The following is a 14,902-nucleotide window of genomic DNA, read 5'->3' as shown; positions in this document are numbered from 1 at the left end:
AGCCCCCTCATGAGCGTCGGCCTAGGAATGCCGGCTGCCCCTCCGCCCACACTGGCGCCACGTCGCAAGACCCGCCAACTGAAGGTCGGTGGGGTCGGGGTGGGAAGCGACCATCCGATCGCGGTGCAGTCGATGTGCACCACCAAGACCCACGACGTCAACGCGACATTGCAACAGATCGCGGAGTTGACCGCCTCGGGTTGCGACATCGTGCGGGTGGCCTGCCCTCGGCAGGAGGACGCCGACGCGCTGGCCGAGATCGCCCAGCACAGTCAGATCCCGGTGATCGCAGACATCCACTTCCAGCCCAAGTACATCTTCGCCGCGATCGATGCGGGCTGCGCCGCGGTCCGGGTGAACCCGGGCAACATCAAGGAGTTCGACGGCCGGGTCGGCGAGGTGGCCAAGGCGGCCGGCGCCGCGGGTATCCCGATCCGGATCGGCGTCAACGCCGGTTCGTTGGATCAGCGGTTCTTGGCCAAGTACGGCAAGGCCACCCCCGAAGCCTTGGTGGAGTCCGCGCTGTGGGAGGCGTCGCTGTTCGAGGAGCACGGCTTCGGCGACATCAAGATCAGCGTCAAGCACAACGACCCGGTCGTGATGGTGGCCGCCTATCAGCTGCTCGCCGAGCAGTGCGACTACCCGCTGCACCTGGGCGTCACCGAGGCGGGCCCCGCCTTCCAGGGCACCATCAAATCCGCCGTGGCGTTCGGCGCCCTGCTGTCCCGCGGCATCGGCGACACCATCCGGGTGTCGCTCTCCGCGCCGCCGGTGGAGGAGGTCAAGGTCGGCAACCAGATCCTGGAGTCGCTCAACCTGCGGCCACGCGGTCTGGAAATCGTGTCGTGTCCTTCCTGCGGCCGGGCTCAGGTGGACGTCTACCGGCTGGCCAACGAGGTCACCGCAGGGCTGGAGGGAATCGACGTCCCGCTACGGGTCGCGGTGATGGGCTGTGTGGTCAACGGTCCCGGCGAGGCTCGCGAGGCGGATCTGGGTGTGGCGTCCGGCAACGGCAAGGGGCAGATCTTCGTCAAGGGCGAGGTGATCAAGACCGTTCCCGAGGCGCAGATCGTGGAGACCCTGATCGAGGAGGCCCTGCGCCTGGCGGAGGAGATGGGTGAAGGATCTCCCGGCGGGTCGCCCACCGTCGCCGTAAGCTGATCGCAGCCGGATCGCGGTACGCGCGCGGCAGTTGAGTTCGCCAGAAAGAGTCACTATGTCGGCTCCGCCCGAGTTCCGTCTCGACCAGCGACGGGTGTCCGTCGCGCGTGACGCCGCGGCGGTCTGGCGGGTGCTCGAAGAGGATCCGATCGGGTCCTGCATGGTCGCCGCCCGGGTCGCCGATCACGGTGTCGATCCCCGATTGATCGGCGGGGAATTGTGGACGCGCGGCGGCGTGGGCGAATCCTTGTGCTACGCAGGCGCAAACCTGATCCCGCTGCGCGGGGCGCCGGCCGACCTCACCGCGTTCGCCGACAAGGCGGTGAGTGCGATCCGGCGCTGCTCGTCTCTGGTGGGCCGCGCGGAATTGGTGGTGCCGATGTGGCAGCGGCTGGCCGATTCCTGGGGCCCGGCCCGCGACGTGCGGGAGAGTCAACCGTTGATGGCGCTGCACAACATGCCCTCGTGCCCGATGGATGCCGAAGTTCGCCAGGTGCGTCCCGACGAGCTCGACGCGTACCTGGTAGCAGCCGTCGACATGTTCATCGGTGAGGTCGGCGTGGATCCGCGGGTGGGTGACGGGGGGCGCGCCTACCGTCGGCGGGTGGCCAACCTGATCGCAGCGGGCCGCGCTTGGGCGCGCTTCGAACGGGGCGAGGTGGTGTTCAAGGCCGAGGTGGGTTCGCAGTCGCCGTCGGTGGGCCAGATTCAGGGCGTCTGGGTGCACCCGGACCGACGCGGACGCGGGCTGGGTGCCGGCGGCACCGCGATGCTGGCCGCGGTGATCGTCGGCACCGGGCGCATCGCCAGCCTGTACGTCAACGATTTCAACGAGGTGGCGCGGTCCACCTATGAGCGAGTGGGTTTCACCCAGGTCGGCACTTTCGCGACGGTGTTGCTCGACTGATCTCGGGCCTTGTCGTATTTTTCGCCGAGACTGTTGTTAGCGCGGAAAAGTTCGAGTAGCGGACACGCCAACTACAGGCTCGGTGGGTACTGGCGCCAAGTAGCGGTTGTATTTCGGTGCGCCTCCGCCTGCTGACCGTTTCTATTTCGTAACATCAGCCCCAATGACAACTGCAAGCTCATTCGTCACACGCGTCACGGGCCTGGCGACCGTACTGCTCACCGCAGCCGGCGTGGCAGCCTGCACTCCGCGCCCTGACGGCCCAGGGCCCGTCGCCGAGCGCTTCTTCGCCGCCCTGGCCACCGGTGACACCGCGACGGCCGCCGAGCTCAGCGACGACCCGTCTACGGCACGCAGCGCACTCAACGCCGCCTGGGCGGGCTTGCAGGCCGAACATCTGGATGCGCAGGTGCTCAGCTCGCGCTACAACGACGACACCGGCAGCGTGGCCTACCGCTATACCTGGAAGCTGCCGAAGAACCGGACCTGGGCCTACGATGGCCAGCTCAAGATGGTCCGCAACGAAGGCCACTGGACGGTTCGCTGGACGGCGACCGGCCTGCATCCCAAGCTGGGCGAGCACCAGACTTTTGCGTTGCGGGCCGACCCCCCGCGTCGTGCGGCGGTCAACGAGATCGGGGGCACCGACGTACTGGTGCCCGGCTACGTGTACCACTACCAGCTGGACGCCAGCAGGGCCGGACGAAACCTGATGCGCACCGCGCGCGCAGTGGTCGACACGCTGCGGCCTTTCGACGACGCCTTGGGTGACCCGCAGCGTCTGGCCGAGCAGGCCAGTTCCTCGGCGACCCCGCTCGGCCTGATCACGCTGCGCAAGGCCGACCACGACCGCGTCGAACCCGCCATCGGCGCCCTGCCCGGAGTCGTGGTCACGCCGCGCCCCGATCTGTTGCCCACCGACGACCACTTCGCCCCGATGCTCATCAGCGAGGTCAAAAAGGCGGTCGGGACCCAACTCGAAGGTGCCGCGGGCTGGCGTGTCGTCAGCGAGAACCAGAACGGCGTCGACGTCGCGGTGCTGCACGAAGTCGATCCGGCGCCGGCGCCCTCGCTGACGATCAGCCTGGACCGAGCGGTGCAGCGTGCCGCCCAGAACGCGGTCAACACCCGCGGTGACAAGGCGATGTTGGTGGTGATCAAGCCATCGACCGGTGAGCTGCTCGCCGTCGCGCAGAACGCGGCGGCCGACGCCGACGGCCTGGTCGCCACCAGCGGTCTGTATCCGCCCGGTTCTACCTTCAAGATGGTCACCGCGGGCGCGGCGATCGAACGGGATATGGCGACGCCGAACTCGATGGTGGGTTGTCCTGGCGAACTCGACATCGGCCAGCGCACCATCCCCAACTACGGCGGGTTCGACCTCGGACTGGTGTCGATGTCGCGGGCCTTCGCCAACTCGTGCAACACCACCTTCGCCGAGCTGGCCAGCCGGATGCCGCCGCGGGCGCTGTCGCAGGCGGCAAGCCGCTACGGGATCGGGGTGGACTACCTGGTGGACGGGATCACCACGGTCACCGGCTCGGTTCCGCCGACCGTTGACCTGGCCGAACGTACCGAGGACGGATTCGGTCAGGGCAAGGTGTTGGCCAGCCCATTCGGTGTCGCCCTGGCCGCGGCGACGGTGGCGGCCGGCCGAACGCCGGTGCCCCGGTTGATCGAGGGCCGCCCGACAGCGGTCAACGGTCCGGTGGCGGCCCCGGTCAGCGCGGAGATGCTCGACGGTCTGCGCGAGATGATGCGCCTGGTGGTGACCGATGGCACCGCACGCGACATCGCCGGCTGCGGCCCGGTTTACGGCAAGACCGGGGAGGCCGAGTTCACCGGTGGCTCACACTCCTGGTTCGCCGGCTATCGGGGTGACATGGCCTTCGCGTCGCTGATCGTCGGCGGTGGCAGCTCGCAGTACGCGGTTCGCATGACCAAGGTGATGTTCGACTCGCTGCCCGACAACTTCCTGCTGTAGAAAATCGCTTGACGCCAAAGGAACTGGCCGGCGGGGCTACGCTCCGCCGGCCAGTTGTCCTACCGCACTTCGTCAGATCGCCGGCGGCTCGCCCAGCAGGATGTCGATCAGCGGGGTCAACACGAAGTCGAGCCCGATCGGCGACAGCAGGCCGAAATCGAGACCCGTGGCGAGGTAGCCGAGGGCGTCGTCCGGGACCAGGTACGCACCACCGACCAACGTACCGGTGATGTCAGCCGAGGTCTGTTCGTAGAACGCGCTGGGATCGATCGCATAGATCAGGTTCGACACGCCGTGCTCGCCGCTGTTCTCCTCGAAGTTCACCACGTCTTGGTAGAAGGTGGCGTAGTTGGTTGCGCTTTGGTCGAACAATGCCTGATCGAGGGCGTTGTTTTCCCAACCTTGTTGGCCCTGGTCGGTGCCCTGAGCGCCGAACAGCACGTCATAGGGGTCGGGTGCGGAGTAGGTGTCGACGTACGGGTCGGCGCTGGCGATGCCGGCGGCGCCCAGGCCGATCAGCGCGGCGGCAACGGCGCCACCGGCGGCGACGCTTAGACCGGCCGCGATACGCCCCGGGTGCGTAAACTCGTTCTTGCTCATGTGCGAGCCCCCCAATTCTGGATCTCTCGATGTGGATGTGGATGTGGATGCGGGATTGCCCTCCCGCAGCCGCGGGCTCGCACATGAGTCTTTTGAATCCCACCCCTGCCGACCCCCCGGCAAACCGGAGTCTATACCTGTGTTTGGCGAAATCCGAAAGTATTCACAGCGAAATCGGGTCGGTACTCAGCGGACTGGCAGCTAATTACTGGTCGCTTGACAGGCGTGGATAGCGTTGGCAGCCTGAGGCTTTCGGGATCGGCAAATACGCGTGTGTCGAACCGGCCAACGGCCCCCGATTTCGATTCCGCGAGGCGCCGTGGTATTTGAATCGGCAAACAATAAGGGAAATTTCGGAAGTACGCCTCAGCCGATTTATCTGAATCATTGACACAATTCCATGGACGTTATTCCAGCATTTCGATCGGTCGTGGGGTTGGCCGGGCGGCGGTCCGAAGCTGCCGTTCGGCGGCCGACAGCGGTAGGTTGCGGGGAGACGTACAACGGGGAAGGTGATGACGGAGATCGAAGCGGAACTGTTGCGTATCTCGGATGCGGACCGCAACGGCACCCTGCGCCGCCTGCACAATGCCGTCTCCCTCGGACTGATCGACATCGGGGAGTTCGAGGAGCGCGCGGCGCAGGTCTCGCAGGCGCGGATGCGCTCGGAGCTCGACACCCTGATCGGTGACCTGCCCGGCCCGCGTGCCATCGTCACCTCGGCGGCCGACCGCGTTGAACTGCGCGGCTGGGCCGGATCGCTCAAACGTCACGGGGAATGGATCGTGCCGACCCGGCTGGCATTGGTGCGGCGCCTGGGCTCGGTCGATCTCGACCTCACCAAGGCCCGGTTCGCTGGGCCGGTCGTCGTGATCGAACTCGACATGCGATTCGGTTCGGTCGACATCCGACTGCCCGACGGTGCCAGCGCCTCGATCGACGACGTCGAGGTCTACGGCGGCAGCGCCCGGGATCGTCGTACCGACCCGCCCGCCGACGGGGCCCCGCACCTGGTGCTGACCGGTCGTGTGGTGTGCGGGTCGGTGGACATCAGGGGCCCTCGGCGCAAGCTGCGCTGGCGGCGCTGACCAGCTCCGTTAAGCTGGCGTAATGCCCGTTCGTGCCCCGCTTTCTCCTGGCGTGCTGTCTCCGACGCTGCCGGTGCCCCGCTTGATCCCGCGTCCGGAATACGTCGGCCGCGCCACAGCCGCCGAGGGCTCCGAGCCCTGGGTACAGACCCCCGACGTGATCGAGAAGATGCGGGTCGCGAGCCGGATTGCGGCGGGTGCGCTCGCCGAGGCGGGCAAGGCCGTCGCGCCCGGCGTGACCACCGATGAGCTCGATCGCATCGCCCACGAGTTCATGGTCGACCACGGCGCCTACCCTTCGACGTTGGGGTACAAGGGCTTTCCGAAGTCGTGCTGCACATCGCTCAACGAAGTCATCTGCCACGGGATCCCGGACTCGACGGTGATCGCCGACGGCGACATCGTCAACATCGACGTCACGGCGTACATCGACGGCGTGCACGGCGACACCAACGCCACATTCCTGGCCGGCGACGTCTCGCAAGAGCACCGGCTGCTGGTCGAGCGCACCTACGAGGCCACCATGCGTGCCATCAAGGCGGTCAAACCGGGCCGCGCGTTGTCGGTGATCGGCCGGGTCATCGAGGCCTACGCGAACCGCTTCGGCTACAACGTGGTCCGTGACTTCACCGGCCACGGGATCGGTCCGACCTTCCACAATGGTCTGGTGGTGCTGCACTATGACGAGCCCGAAGTCGACACCATCATCGAGCCCGGGATGACCTTTACCATCGAGCCGATGATCAACCTCGGCAGCCTGGACTACGACATCTGGGATGACGACTGGACCGTGGTCACCAGCGACGGACAGTGGAGCGCCCAGTTCGAACACACCCTGGTGGTGACGGACGACGGCGCCGAGATATTGACTCTGCCGTGACTTCCGGCCGTTGTCTGTTGAGCCGCTAAGGGGCCCGCCAAAATCGCCCCGTGCCGCCCGAGGGGCTGTAGCGTGGCGCAGATGCCGGGCACGATGATGACCATCGACGGGTTCCCGATCCCGGTCGACGTAGCAGGCCCGGACAACGGGCCCGTCGTCGTCGTGCTCGCCGCGGCGCAGCACCCGCTCACCGCCTACGACGCGGTCTGCCAACGGTTGCACACCGCCTCCCTGCGGACCATCGTGATCGGCGCAGATCCGCGTCTGACGCCCAAGTCGGTGATCGGCATCCTCGATTCGCTGGGCGTGCAGTGCGGCGTGCTGGTGGGTGACCGGACCGGTGCGGACAACGCCTGGGAACTCGCGGCGACGCGCCCGGACCGCTTCACCGGACTGGTGGCGCTCGACCGGGGCCATCCGCGCGCGCCCGATCTGAGCGGTGTGATCCGCGACGAACGCTGCCCCCCGGTGGAGATCAACACCACCGTGCTGGTCAGTTCCCGGGCCACGGCGTCGGTAGCCAACGCCAGCCAGCGGTTCGTCTACGGCGAACACCGGCTGGTGATGCTGCCCGGGCGGCGCAGTGCCCAGGAATTCACCGCACAGCTCGCGATGGAGATCGTGTTACGGGCCAGTACCTGGTAATACAGAGCGGGGGAGAGTAGGTTCCGGCGTAGCCGGCGGTCGAGGGCGCGTCGGCTGGGAAAAATAAAATACGTATCTGGGGGGATACCGAATGCTGTCGTGGGGGCAATCAATACCGGCTTTGCTGCGTGAACGGGCTCAGCACTGGCCTGATCGACCGGCGTTCACCTACATCGACTACGAGGTGGATCCGGCCGGTTACGCCGACACGTTGACCTGGTCGCAAATTCTGGGACGCACCGAGGCCGTCGCGGCGGAGGTGGCCGCCATCGCCTCGCCGGGTGACCGCATTGCGTTGCTCGCGCCGCAGGGTCTGGAGTACATCGCCGGCTTCTTCGGTGCGATGGAGGCCGGTTGCATCGTGGTGCCGCTGCCGGTCCCGGCTTTCGGCAGCCACGACGAACGAGTCACCGCGGCGCTGAAGGACTGCGCGCCGGTCGCGGTACTCACCACGTCGGCGGTCGCCGGCGACATCCACGGGTGCGTCAGCGCTCTCGGCGGAAATTCGCCCGCGATCATCGAGGTGGATCTGATCGATCTCGATGCTTCCGTATGCTGGGAGGGAACCGGAGCGTCGGCGACGAAAACGGCACTGCTGCAATACACTTCCGGTTCGACCGGGTCGCCGAGAGGTGTCGTGGTCTCGCACCGCAACGTGTTCGCCAACATCGAGCAGGTGATGGCGGACTACTTCGGGCAGGACGGGGGAGCGCCGCCGCCAAATGCCACGCTGGTGTCCTGGCTGCCCTTCTACCACGATATGGGCCTGCTGCTCGGCGTGATGGGAGCCGTCTTGCTGGGCCGCCACGCGGTGGTGATGAGCCCGATCGCATTCCTGCAGAAGCCGTCCCGATGGATCCAGCAGCTGGCCATCAACTCCTGCGCATTCACCGCCGGGCCGAACTTCGCGTTCGAACTGGCCGCGCGCCGGACCACCGACGAGGACATGGCCGGCCTCGACCTGGGGGGCGTGCACACCATCTTGAGCGGCAGCGAGCGCATTCACGCGGCGACTATCCGCCGTTTCACCGACCGCTTCGCCCGCTTCAACCTGCCGGCGAATGCGCTGGCACCGTCGTACGGGCTGGCCGAGGCAATGGTCTATGTCGCCTCGGCGCCGCGCGCGAACCGTCCGGTGACCATTCGGCTCGACTACGAGAACCTGGTCGGCGGCACTGCAGAGGCTGGTCCGGGCGGGGCGGAACTGGTCAGCATCGGAGCCCCGCGGGCGTGCACGGTGCGGATCGTCGACCCCGAGGCCCACACCGAGAGCCCAGACGGGCGCGTCGGTGAGATCTGGGTGCACGGGCCCAACGTCGCCAGTGGCTACTGGCACAACGCAGAGGCCACCGAGCGCACCTTCGGCGGGCACCTCCAGTCGCCGTCCGCCGGTACACCGGTGGGGCCGTGGCTGCGCACCGGTGACCTCGGCGTCATCCACGACGGCGAGATGCTGGTCGTCGGGCGCATCAAAGATCTGTTGATCGTCGACGGCCGAAATCACTACCCGGACGACATTGAGGCCACCGTGCAGGAGCTCACCGGGGGCCGCGTCGCCGCGGTACCGGTCAGCGGTGACGGTGGTGAACAGCTGGTGGTCATCGCCGAACTCAAGAACCGGGGTAACACCGTCGAAGAACAACTGGCACGGATCGCAGCCCTGAAAAAAGATGTGGCGGCCTCGGTTTCCCGATCCCACGGAGTCCGGGTCGCCGACCTCGTGCTGGTCGCGCCTGGCTCCTTGCCCATCACCACCAGCGGCAAGATCCGCCGCTCCACATGCGCCGACTGCTACCGTTCGGCCCAATTCAGTCGACTGGAGCCCGTCGACTGACCGCGGGCGGGTAGCCTGACAGCACTCAAATGTCAGGCAAGACCGTCGTCGGCGAAGGAGCACAATGACCCGGCCCGCGATGTTGTCCCAGGCCGAGCTCCAGGAACTGGTCACCTCCGGTGAGATCGACACCGTCGTAGTGGCATTCGCCGACATGCAGGGCCGGCTGGTTGGTAAGAGAGTCGCGGCTGAGCACTTTCTTGCCGAGGTCGCCGGACACGGCGTGGAGGCCTGCAGCTACCTGCTGGCCGTCGACGTAGAGATGAACACCGTTCCCGGCTATTCGATCGCCGACTGGGGAACCGGTTACGGCGATCTGGTGCTCAAGCCGGACTTCGCGACGTTGCGGCGCATTCCCTGGTTGCCCGGCACCGCGCACGTGTTGGCCGACGCGCACTGGCCCGACGGTGGTGCGGTCGCGGTGGCACCCCGCCAGATTCTGGCCGCCCAACTGGCCCGGTTGGCCGAGCGTGGACTGGTTGCCTACGCCGCCACGGAACTGGAGTTCCTGGTCTTCGAGGACAGCTACCGGCAGGCGTGGGCCGGCGGGTATCGCGGGTTGACGCCGGGAACGGACTACAACGCCGACTACGGCTTGGTCGCCGGTACTCGCCTGGAGCCGCTGCTGCGCGACATTCGGCTCGGGATGACCGGCGCGGGCCTGCGCTGCGAGGGCGTCAAGGGGGAGTGCAACACCGGTCAGCAGGAGATCACTTTCCGCTATGAAGAGGCGCTGAGGACCTGCGACAATCACAGCGTCTACAAGAGTGGCGCCAAGGAGATCGCCGACCAGCAGGGCAAGAGCCTGACGTTCATGGCGAAGTTCGACCAACGTGAAGGCAACAGCTGCCACGTGCATCTGTCGCTGCGCAGCACCGAGGGCGCTCCGGTGTTCGCCGATCCGGCCGCACCGCATGGCATGTCGGCGCTGTTCCGCGGCTTCCTGGCCGGGGTGCTGGCCACGCTGCCCGAGCTGACCCTGTGCTACGCGCCGAATATCAACTCCTACAAGCGATTCGTCGGGGGTAGCTTCGCGCCTACGGCGATCGCGTGGGGGCTGGACAATCGCACGTGTGCACTGCGGGTTCTCGGCCGCGGCGACTCGATGAGGGTGGAGTGCCGGGTTCCCGGCGGCGATGTGAACCCCTATCTGGGGGTGGCGGCGCTGATCGCGGCGGGGCTGCACGGCATCGACAACGACCTTTCGCTGCCCGAGCCGGTCGACGGTGACGCCTACCGGGCCGGGCTGCCGCACCTGCCGACGACGCTCGGCGGGGCCATGGAGCTGTTCGCCGAATCAGCGGTGGCGCGCAAGGCGTTCGGTGACGAGGTCGTCGAGCATTACCTGCACAGCGCCCGGGTCGAGTTGGACGCATTCAACACCGCGGTGACCGACTGGGAGAGGGTTCGGGGATTTGAACGCTTCTGAACCCGGGGGTTCAGCGAGGCTCGACGTAGGAGAGGCGAAGCTGGGACCGCCGCATGAGCCCGGGGGTTCAGCGAGGCTCGACGTAGGAGAGGCGAAGCTGGGACCGCCGCATGAGCACAGTCACCCCGTTATTGCACTGACGACCTACCTGGACCGAGCGAAGTTCGGGGTCTGGGATTCGCGGGCGGGCTTGCTTCCTGCGCAATACATCCAGGGCATCACCGCCGCCGGCGGGATCGCAGTACTGCTCCCGCCGCAGCCGGTGACGCCCGACGTCGCGACGCGCGTGCTCGACGGCGTCAGCGCGCTGGTGATCACCGGAGGTCGCGACCTCGACCCGATCGGGTACGGCCAAGCGCCCCACACCGAGACCGATCGACCCGACACCACCCGGGACGCATGGGAATTCGCTCTGCTGGCCGAGGCGATGCGGCGCGGCATGCCGGTGCTGGGAATCTGCCGCGGCGCCCAATTGCTCAACGTTGCGCTCGGCGGGACACTGCATCAGCATCTGCCCGATGTCATCGGCAACACCGGGCATCGGGCGGGCAACGGCGTCTTCACCCCGATGCCGGTGCGCACCGTGGCCGGCACCCGGGCCGCCGGACTCCTCGGCGAGACCTGCCAGGTGCAGTGCTACCACCATCAGGCGATTGCCGAGGTGGGTGCGAAACTTGTGGTCAGTGCGCGCGATGACGACGGGGTCATCGAGGCGATCGAGCTTCCCGGGGAGGACTTCGTGCTCGCGGTTCAGTGGCATCCCGAGGAATCCCCGGACGATCTGCGGCTGTTCGCCGCGATCGTGGCGGAGGCGGGCAAGTTTGAGCGGGCGCGGGTGAGCGAATGAAGCACGAATTGATCAACCCGGCCACCGGGGCGGTCTTCGCCACCGTCGAACACGTCGAAGCCGCCGCGGTCGACGATGCGGTGCGCCGTGCGCAGGCCGCCCAGAACAAGTGGGCCAAACGCGCCCCGGCCGAGCGGGCTGCCGCGCTGCGAGACTTCGCCGCGGTTGTCGGCGCCCACATCGACGAGCTCGCCGCCCTTGAGGTCACCAACTCCGGCCATCCGGTGTCGGCCGCGGAATGGGAAGCCGGGCATGTCCGCGACGTGCTGCAGTTCTATGCGGCCAGCCCGGAACGGCTGTCCGGCAAGCAGATACCGGTCGCCGGCGGGCTTGACGTCACCTTTCATGAGCCGCTCGGCGTCGTCGGGATCATCACCCCGTGGAATTTTCCGATGCCGATCGCCGCGTGGGGTTTTGCTCCGGCGCTGGCCGCCGGGAACGCGGTGCTGATCAAGCCGGCCGAATGGACACCGCTGACCACACTGCGGTTGGCGGAACTGGCCGTGGAGTCAGGGTTGGACCGCGACCTTCTACAGGTGCTGCCCGGCCGAGGTGCCGACGTGGGGGAGCGCCTGGTCACCCACCCGGACGTCGCCAAGATCGTGTTCACCGGTTCGACCACCACCGGCACCCGGGTGCTGCAGGCCGGGGCGGCCGGGGTCAAGCGGGTCACGCTGGAACTCGGCGGCAAGAGTGCCAACATCGTGTTCGGCGACTGCGACCTGGAGCAGGCGGCGGCGACAGCACCCTACGGCGTGTTCGACAACGCCGGCCAGGACTGCTGCGCACGTAGCCGGATCCTGGTGCAGCGCAGCGTCTACGACCGCTTCATGGAGTTGCTGGAGCCCGCCGTGGCCGGCGTCGTGGTCGGCGACCCGACGTCCCGCGACACCGAGATGGGCCCGCTGGTGTCGCGCGCGCACTGGGAGAAGGTGGCCTCGTACGTGCCCGACAACGCGCCCATCGCCTTCCGCGGTCAGGCTCCCACGGGCCCCGGCTTCTGGTTCCCCCCCACGGTCCTGACTCCCGCGGCGACCGACCGATGCGTCACCGAGGAGATCTTCGGCCCGGTGGTGACGGTGTTGCCGTTCGACGATGAGGCCGACGCCATCGCGATGGCCAACAACACCGTCTACGGATTGTCGGGCTCGATCTGGACCAACGACCTGTCCCGGGCGCTGCGCGTGTCTCGCGCAGTGGAAGCCGGGAACCTGTCGGTGAATTCGCACTCCTCGGTGCGTTTCACTACCCCCTTCGGGGGTTTCAAACAGTCGGGGTTGGGCCGGGAGTTGGGCGCGGACGCCCCACTGTCGTTCACCGAGACCAAGAACGTATTCATCGCAGTGAAGGAGACGCAGTGACCGATCTGACCCAACGCCTGGCCGGACGGGTAGCCGTGGTGACCGGCGCCGGTGGCGGAATCGGCTTGGCATCCGCCCGGCGGATGCGCGCCGAAGGTGCCCAGATCGTGGTCGGCGACCTCGACCAGGCGGCCGGCACCGCGGTCGCCGATGAGCTCGACGGTCTGTTCGTTCAGGTCGACGTCTCCGACCAGGACCAGGTCGACGCACTGTTCGACACCGCGGCCCAAACGTTCGGCTCGGTGGACATCGCCTTCAACAACGCCGGTATCTCGCCGCCCGACGATGACCTGATCGAAACCACCGAACTGCCTGCCTGGCAACGGGTTCAGGATGTCAACCTGAAGTCGGTGTACCTGTGCTGCCGGGCGGCGCTGCGGCACATGGCGCCTGCCGGGCGGGGCTCGATCATCAACACCGCGTCGTTCGTGGCGGTGATGGGTTCGGCTACCTCCCAGATCTCCTACACCGCCTCCAAGGGCGGCGTGCTGGCCATGTCGCGTGAGCTCGGGGTTCAGTACGCCCGGCAGGGCATCCGGGTCAACGCGCTGTGCCCCGGGCCGGTGAACACCCCGCTGCTGCAGGAGCTGTTCGCCGCCGACCCGGAGCGCGCCGCACGCCGACTGGTGCACGTACCGGTGGGCCGGTTCGCCGAGCCGGAGGAGATCGCGGCCGCGGTGGCATTCCTGGCCAGCGATGACGCCTCGTTCATCACCGGCTCTACCTTCCTGGTGGACGGCGGGATCAGCTCGGCCTACGTCACGCCGCTGTAAGCGCCTGCACGGGCCGGACTAAGGCCCGTCGTCGTCTTCGTTTTCCCGCAGGAGCCGCTCGGGGTGGTGGTAGTGGTTGGTGCGGGGTTGACCTGTGTCTAGGTGGGGTGGGGGCAGGGTTTGGGTGGTGCCGTCGTGTTGTTTGCGGGTTTTCCAGCTGCCGGTGGTGATGAGTTGGTGGTGGGGGCCGCAGCGCAGGGTCAGGTCGGTGATCTCTGTACGACCTGTCTTGGCGTAGTCGTGGTCGTGGTGGACTTCGCACAGGTAGCCGGATATGGGGCAGCCCGGGTGGGAGCAGCCGCGTTCTTTGGCGTAGAGCACGATGCGTTGTCCGGGTGAGGCCAGCCGTTTGGTGTGAAACAGAGTCAACTCTTTGGCGCCCTGGTAGATCCGCAGGTAATGGTGGGCGTGGCTGGCCATGGCGATCACGTCGCGGATCGGTAGCCAGGTGCCGCCGCCGGTGTGGGCTTTGCCGGTGCCGTTCTCCAGGTCGGCCAGGGTGGCCGAGACGATGATGGTGGCCGGTAAGCCGTTGTGCTGGCCGAGGTCTCCCGACGCCAGTAGGGCGCGGCCCATGGCGGTCAGGGCGTCGTGGTTGCGTTGCGGCGCACTGCGCGCATCGGCCTCGATGGCGGCTTGCGAGGGGGTGCCGGCGGTGCAGGGGATCTCATCGTTGGGGTTGCACATGCCGGGGGCGGCCCAGCGGGCTAAGACGGCGTCGAGGGTGGCGCGGGCTTGGGGGTCGAGATGGCCCTTGATGGGGGTCATGCCGTCGCGGTCTTGGGGGCCGAGCACGATGCCGCGGCGTTTGGCGCGCTGGTCTTCGGTGTAGTTGCCGTCGGGGTGTAGGTAGTCGGCGAGGCGTTGGGCCAGTTTGGCCAGCTCGTCGGGGCGACACCCGGTGGCCAGGCCGGACAGCTGCGCTTCGGCCTGGGTCACAGTGCCCGCGTCGACATCGGCGGGTAGATAGGTGAAAAAGGAACGGATCACCGCGATATGGGCGGCACCGATCTTCCCCGAACGTTGGGCGGCGGCCACGCTCGGCAGGACGGGTTCCAACGGTTCGCCGGTCAGGCTGCGGCGGGCACCAAGTTCGGCAGCCTCAGCGATACGCCGTCCCGCCTCAGCCCGGGTCAGGTGCAACTCGTCGGCCAGCACCCAGCGGGGTTTGCCGCCGATCTCGGCAGGGTCGGTGGCGGCGAGTGCGTTGACCAGCGGATGCTCCACTGCGGGCAGGCGCCGCCGCAGCCGTTCGCAGCGCCGCAGCAGTGCCAGGCATTCCCGCGGAGTCAGGGCGTCGAAGTCCAGATCCAGCGCCCGATCCAGATCAGCGGAGAGGGCGTCGAAGACTTCGACGGCCCCTTCCCGGTTATTCGAACGCATGTGCGACTCC

Annotated in this window: 13 protein-coding genes; 11 read left to right on the top strand and 2 right to left on the bottom strand. The window is 67.4% G+C overall.

Going from position 1 to position 14,902, the window contains the following annotated elements:
* Window positions 1–9: 9 nt before the first annotated feature.
* The 3 genes from ispG to ACKY0W_RS13725 all read left to right on the top strand — a co-directional run bounded on the left by ispG (window position 10) and on the right by ACKY0W_RS13725 (window position 4,052).
* Window positions 10–1,161, top strand: coding sequence for a flavodoxin-dependent (E)-4-hydroxy-3-methylbut-2-enyl-diphosphate synthase (gene ispG / locus ACKY0W_RS13735; RefSeq protein WP_406782186.1), 1,152 nt, complete (start codon window positions 10–12; stop codon window positions 1,159–1,161).
* A gap of 55 nt (window positions 1,162–1,216) precedes the next feature.
* Window positions 1,217–2,068, top strand: coding sequence for a GNAT family N-acetyltransferase (locus ACKY0W_RS13730; protein WP_409434507.1), 852 nt, complete (start codon window positions 1,217–1,219; stop codon window positions 2,066–2,068).
* Window positions 2,069–2,231: 163 nt separating this feature from the next.
* On the top strand, window positions 2,232–4,052 hold the full coding sequence (locus ACKY0W_RS13725) for a penicillin-binding transpeptidase domain-containing protein (protein ID WP_409434506.1): 1,821 nt from the start codon (window positions 2,232–2,234) through the stop codon (window positions 4,050–4,052).
* Window positions 4,053–4,124: 72 nt separating this feature from the next.
* Here ACKY0W_RS13725 and ACKY0W_RS13720 read toward each other — a convergent pair whose 3' ends face one another.
* The gene (locus tag ACKY0W_RS13720) at window positions 4,125–4,652 is read right to left on the bottom strand and encodes a hypothetical protein (RefSeq protein ID WP_409434505.1); all 528 of its coding nucleotides are present in this window, start codon (window positions 4,650–4,652) and stop codon (window positions 4,125–4,127) included.
* A 515-nt stretch (window positions 4,653–5,167) separates the two neighbouring features.
* Here ACKY0W_RS13720 and ACKY0W_RS13715 point away from each other — a divergent pair.
* The 8 genes from ACKY0W_RS13715 to ACKY0W_RS13680 all read left to right on the top strand — a co-directional run bounded on the left by ACKY0W_RS13715 (window position 5,168) and on the right by ACKY0W_RS13680 (window position 13,509).
* Entirely contained in the window at window positions 5,168–5,740 is a 573-nt protein-coding gene (locus tag ACKY0W_RS13715; protein WP_406757294.1) for a DUF1707 domain-containing protein, read from the top strand.
* A 22-nt stretch (window positions 5,741–5,762) separates the two neighbouring features.
* Window positions 5,763–6,620 carry a type I methionyl aminopeptidase gene (gene map, locus ACKY0W_RS13710; protein ID WP_409434504.1) on the top strand — a complete coding sequence of 286 codons (858 nt, stop codon included), beginning with the start codon at window positions 5,763–5,765 and terminating at the stop codon, window positions 6,618–6,620.
* Between the two features lie 81 nt (window positions 6,621–6,701).
* Window positions 6,702–7,265, top strand: coding sequence for an alpha/beta fold hydrolase (locus ACKY0W_RS13705; RefSeq protein WP_406757292.1), 564 nt, complete (start codon window positions 6,702–6,704; stop codon window positions 7,263–7,265).
* A gap of 91 nt (window positions 7,266–7,356) precedes the next feature.
* Window positions 7,357–9,099: an AMP-binding protein gene (locus ACKY0W_RS13700; RefSeq protein ID WP_409434503.1), complete on the top strand. Its 1,743-nt coding sequence runs from the start codon at window positions 7,357–7,359 to the stop codon at window positions 9,097–9,099.
* A 64-nt stretch (window positions 9,100–9,163) separates the two neighbouring features.
* The gene (locus tag ACKY0W_RS13695) at window positions 9,164–10,528 is read left to right on the top strand and encodes a glutamine synthetase family protein (protein WP_409434502.1); all 1,365 of its coding nucleotides are present in this window, start codon (window positions 9,164–9,166) and stop codon (window positions 10,526–10,528) included.
* Entirely contained in the window at window positions 10,515–11,375 is an 861-nt protein-coding gene (locus tag ACKY0W_RS13690) for a gamma-glutamyl-gamma-aminobutyrate hydrolase family protein (RefSeq protein ID WP_409434501.1), read from the top strand. The genes ACKY0W_RS13695 and ACKY0W_RS13690 overlap by 14 nt, the downstream gene beginning before the upstream one ends.
* Window positions 11,372–12,736, top strand: a complete 1,365-nt coding sequence (locus ACKY0W_RS13685; RefSeq protein WP_409434500.1) for an aldehyde dehydrogenase family protein — start codon at window positions 11,372–11,374, stop codon at window positions 12,734–12,736. The genes ACKY0W_RS13690 and ACKY0W_RS13685 overlap by 4 nt, the downstream gene beginning before the upstream one ends.
* Window positions 12,733–13,509: a 3-oxoacyl-ACP reductase gene (locus ACKY0W_RS13680; protein WP_046287003.1), complete on the top strand. Its 777-nt coding sequence runs from the start codon at window positions 12,733–12,735 to the stop codon at window positions 13,507–13,509. Before ACKY0W_RS13685 ends, ACKY0W_RS13680 begins: the two co-directional genes overlap by 4 nt.
* 18 nt (window positions 13,510–13,527) lie before the next feature.
* Here the strand turns inward: ACKY0W_RS13680 and ACKY0W_RS13675 are convergent, their stop codons facing one another.
* Window positions 13,528–14,892 carry an HNH endonuclease signature motif containing protein gene (locus tag ACKY0W_RS13675; protein WP_409434499.1) on the bottom strand — a complete coding sequence of 455 codons (1,365 nt, stop codon included), beginning with the start codon at window positions 14,890–14,892 and terminating at the stop codon, window positions 13,528–13,530.
* Window positions 14,893–14,902 lie beyond the last annotated feature (10 nt).

Source organism: Mycobacterium sp. SMC-14 (assembly GCF_046250075.1).
GTDB lineage: Bacteria > Actinomycetota > Actinomycetes > Mycobacteriales > Mycobacteriaceae > Mycobacterium.
The sequence above is the reverse complement of the archived record's forward strand: the minus strand, read 5'-3'. Positions and strand labels throughout refer to the sequence as shown.

What these genes read in the sequence shown, in the direction of transcription:
- ispG (WP_406782186.1), top strand. Translation starts at nt 10, where the DNA reads ATGAGCGTCGGCCTAGGAATGCCGGCTGCCCCTCCGCCCACACTGGCG.
- ACKY0W_RS13730 (WP_409434507.1), top strand. Translation starts at nt 1,217, where the DNA reads ATGTCGGCTCCGCCCGAGTTCCGTCTCGACCAGCGACGGGTGTCCGTC.
- ACKY0W_RS13725 (WP_409434506.1), top strand. Translation starts at nt 2,232, where the DNA reads ATGACAACTGCAAGCTCATTCGTCACACGCGTCACGGGCCTGGCGACC.
- ACKY0W_RS13720 (WP_409434505.1), bottom strand. Translation starts at nt 4,652, where the DNA reads ATGAGCAAGAACGAGTTTACGCACCCGGGGCGTATCGCGGCCGGTCTA.
- ACKY0W_RS13715 (WP_406757294.1), top strand. Translation starts at nt 5,168, where the DNA reads ATGACGGAGATCGAAGCGGAACTGTTGCGTATCTCGGATGCGGACCGC.
- map (WP_409434504.1), top strand. Translation starts at nt 5,763, where the DNA reads ATGCCCGTTCGTGCCCCGCTTTCTCCTGGCGTGCTGTCTCCGACGCTG.
- ACKY0W_RS13705 (WP_406757292.1), top strand. Translation starts at nt 6,702, where the DNA reads ATGCCGGGCACGATGATGACCATCGACGGGTTCCCGATCCCGGTCGAC.
- ACKY0W_RS13700 (WP_409434503.1), top strand. Translation starts at nt 7,357, where the DNA reads ATGCTGTCGTGGGGGCAATCAATACCGGCTTTGCTGCGTGAACGGGCT.
- ACKY0W_RS13695 (WP_409434502.1), top strand. Translation starts at nt 9,164, where the DNA reads ATGACCCGGCCCGCGATGTTGTCCCAGGCCGAGCTCCAGGAACTGGTC.
- ACKY0W_RS13685 (WP_409434500.1), top strand. Translation starts at nt 11,372, where the DNA reads ATGAAGCACGAATTGATCAACCCGGCCACCGGGGCGGTCTTCGCCACC.
- ACKY0W_RS13675 (WP_409434499.1), bottom strand. Translation starts at nt 14,892, where the DNA reads ATGCGTTCGAATAACCGGGAAGGGGCCGTCGAAGTCTTCGACGCCCTC.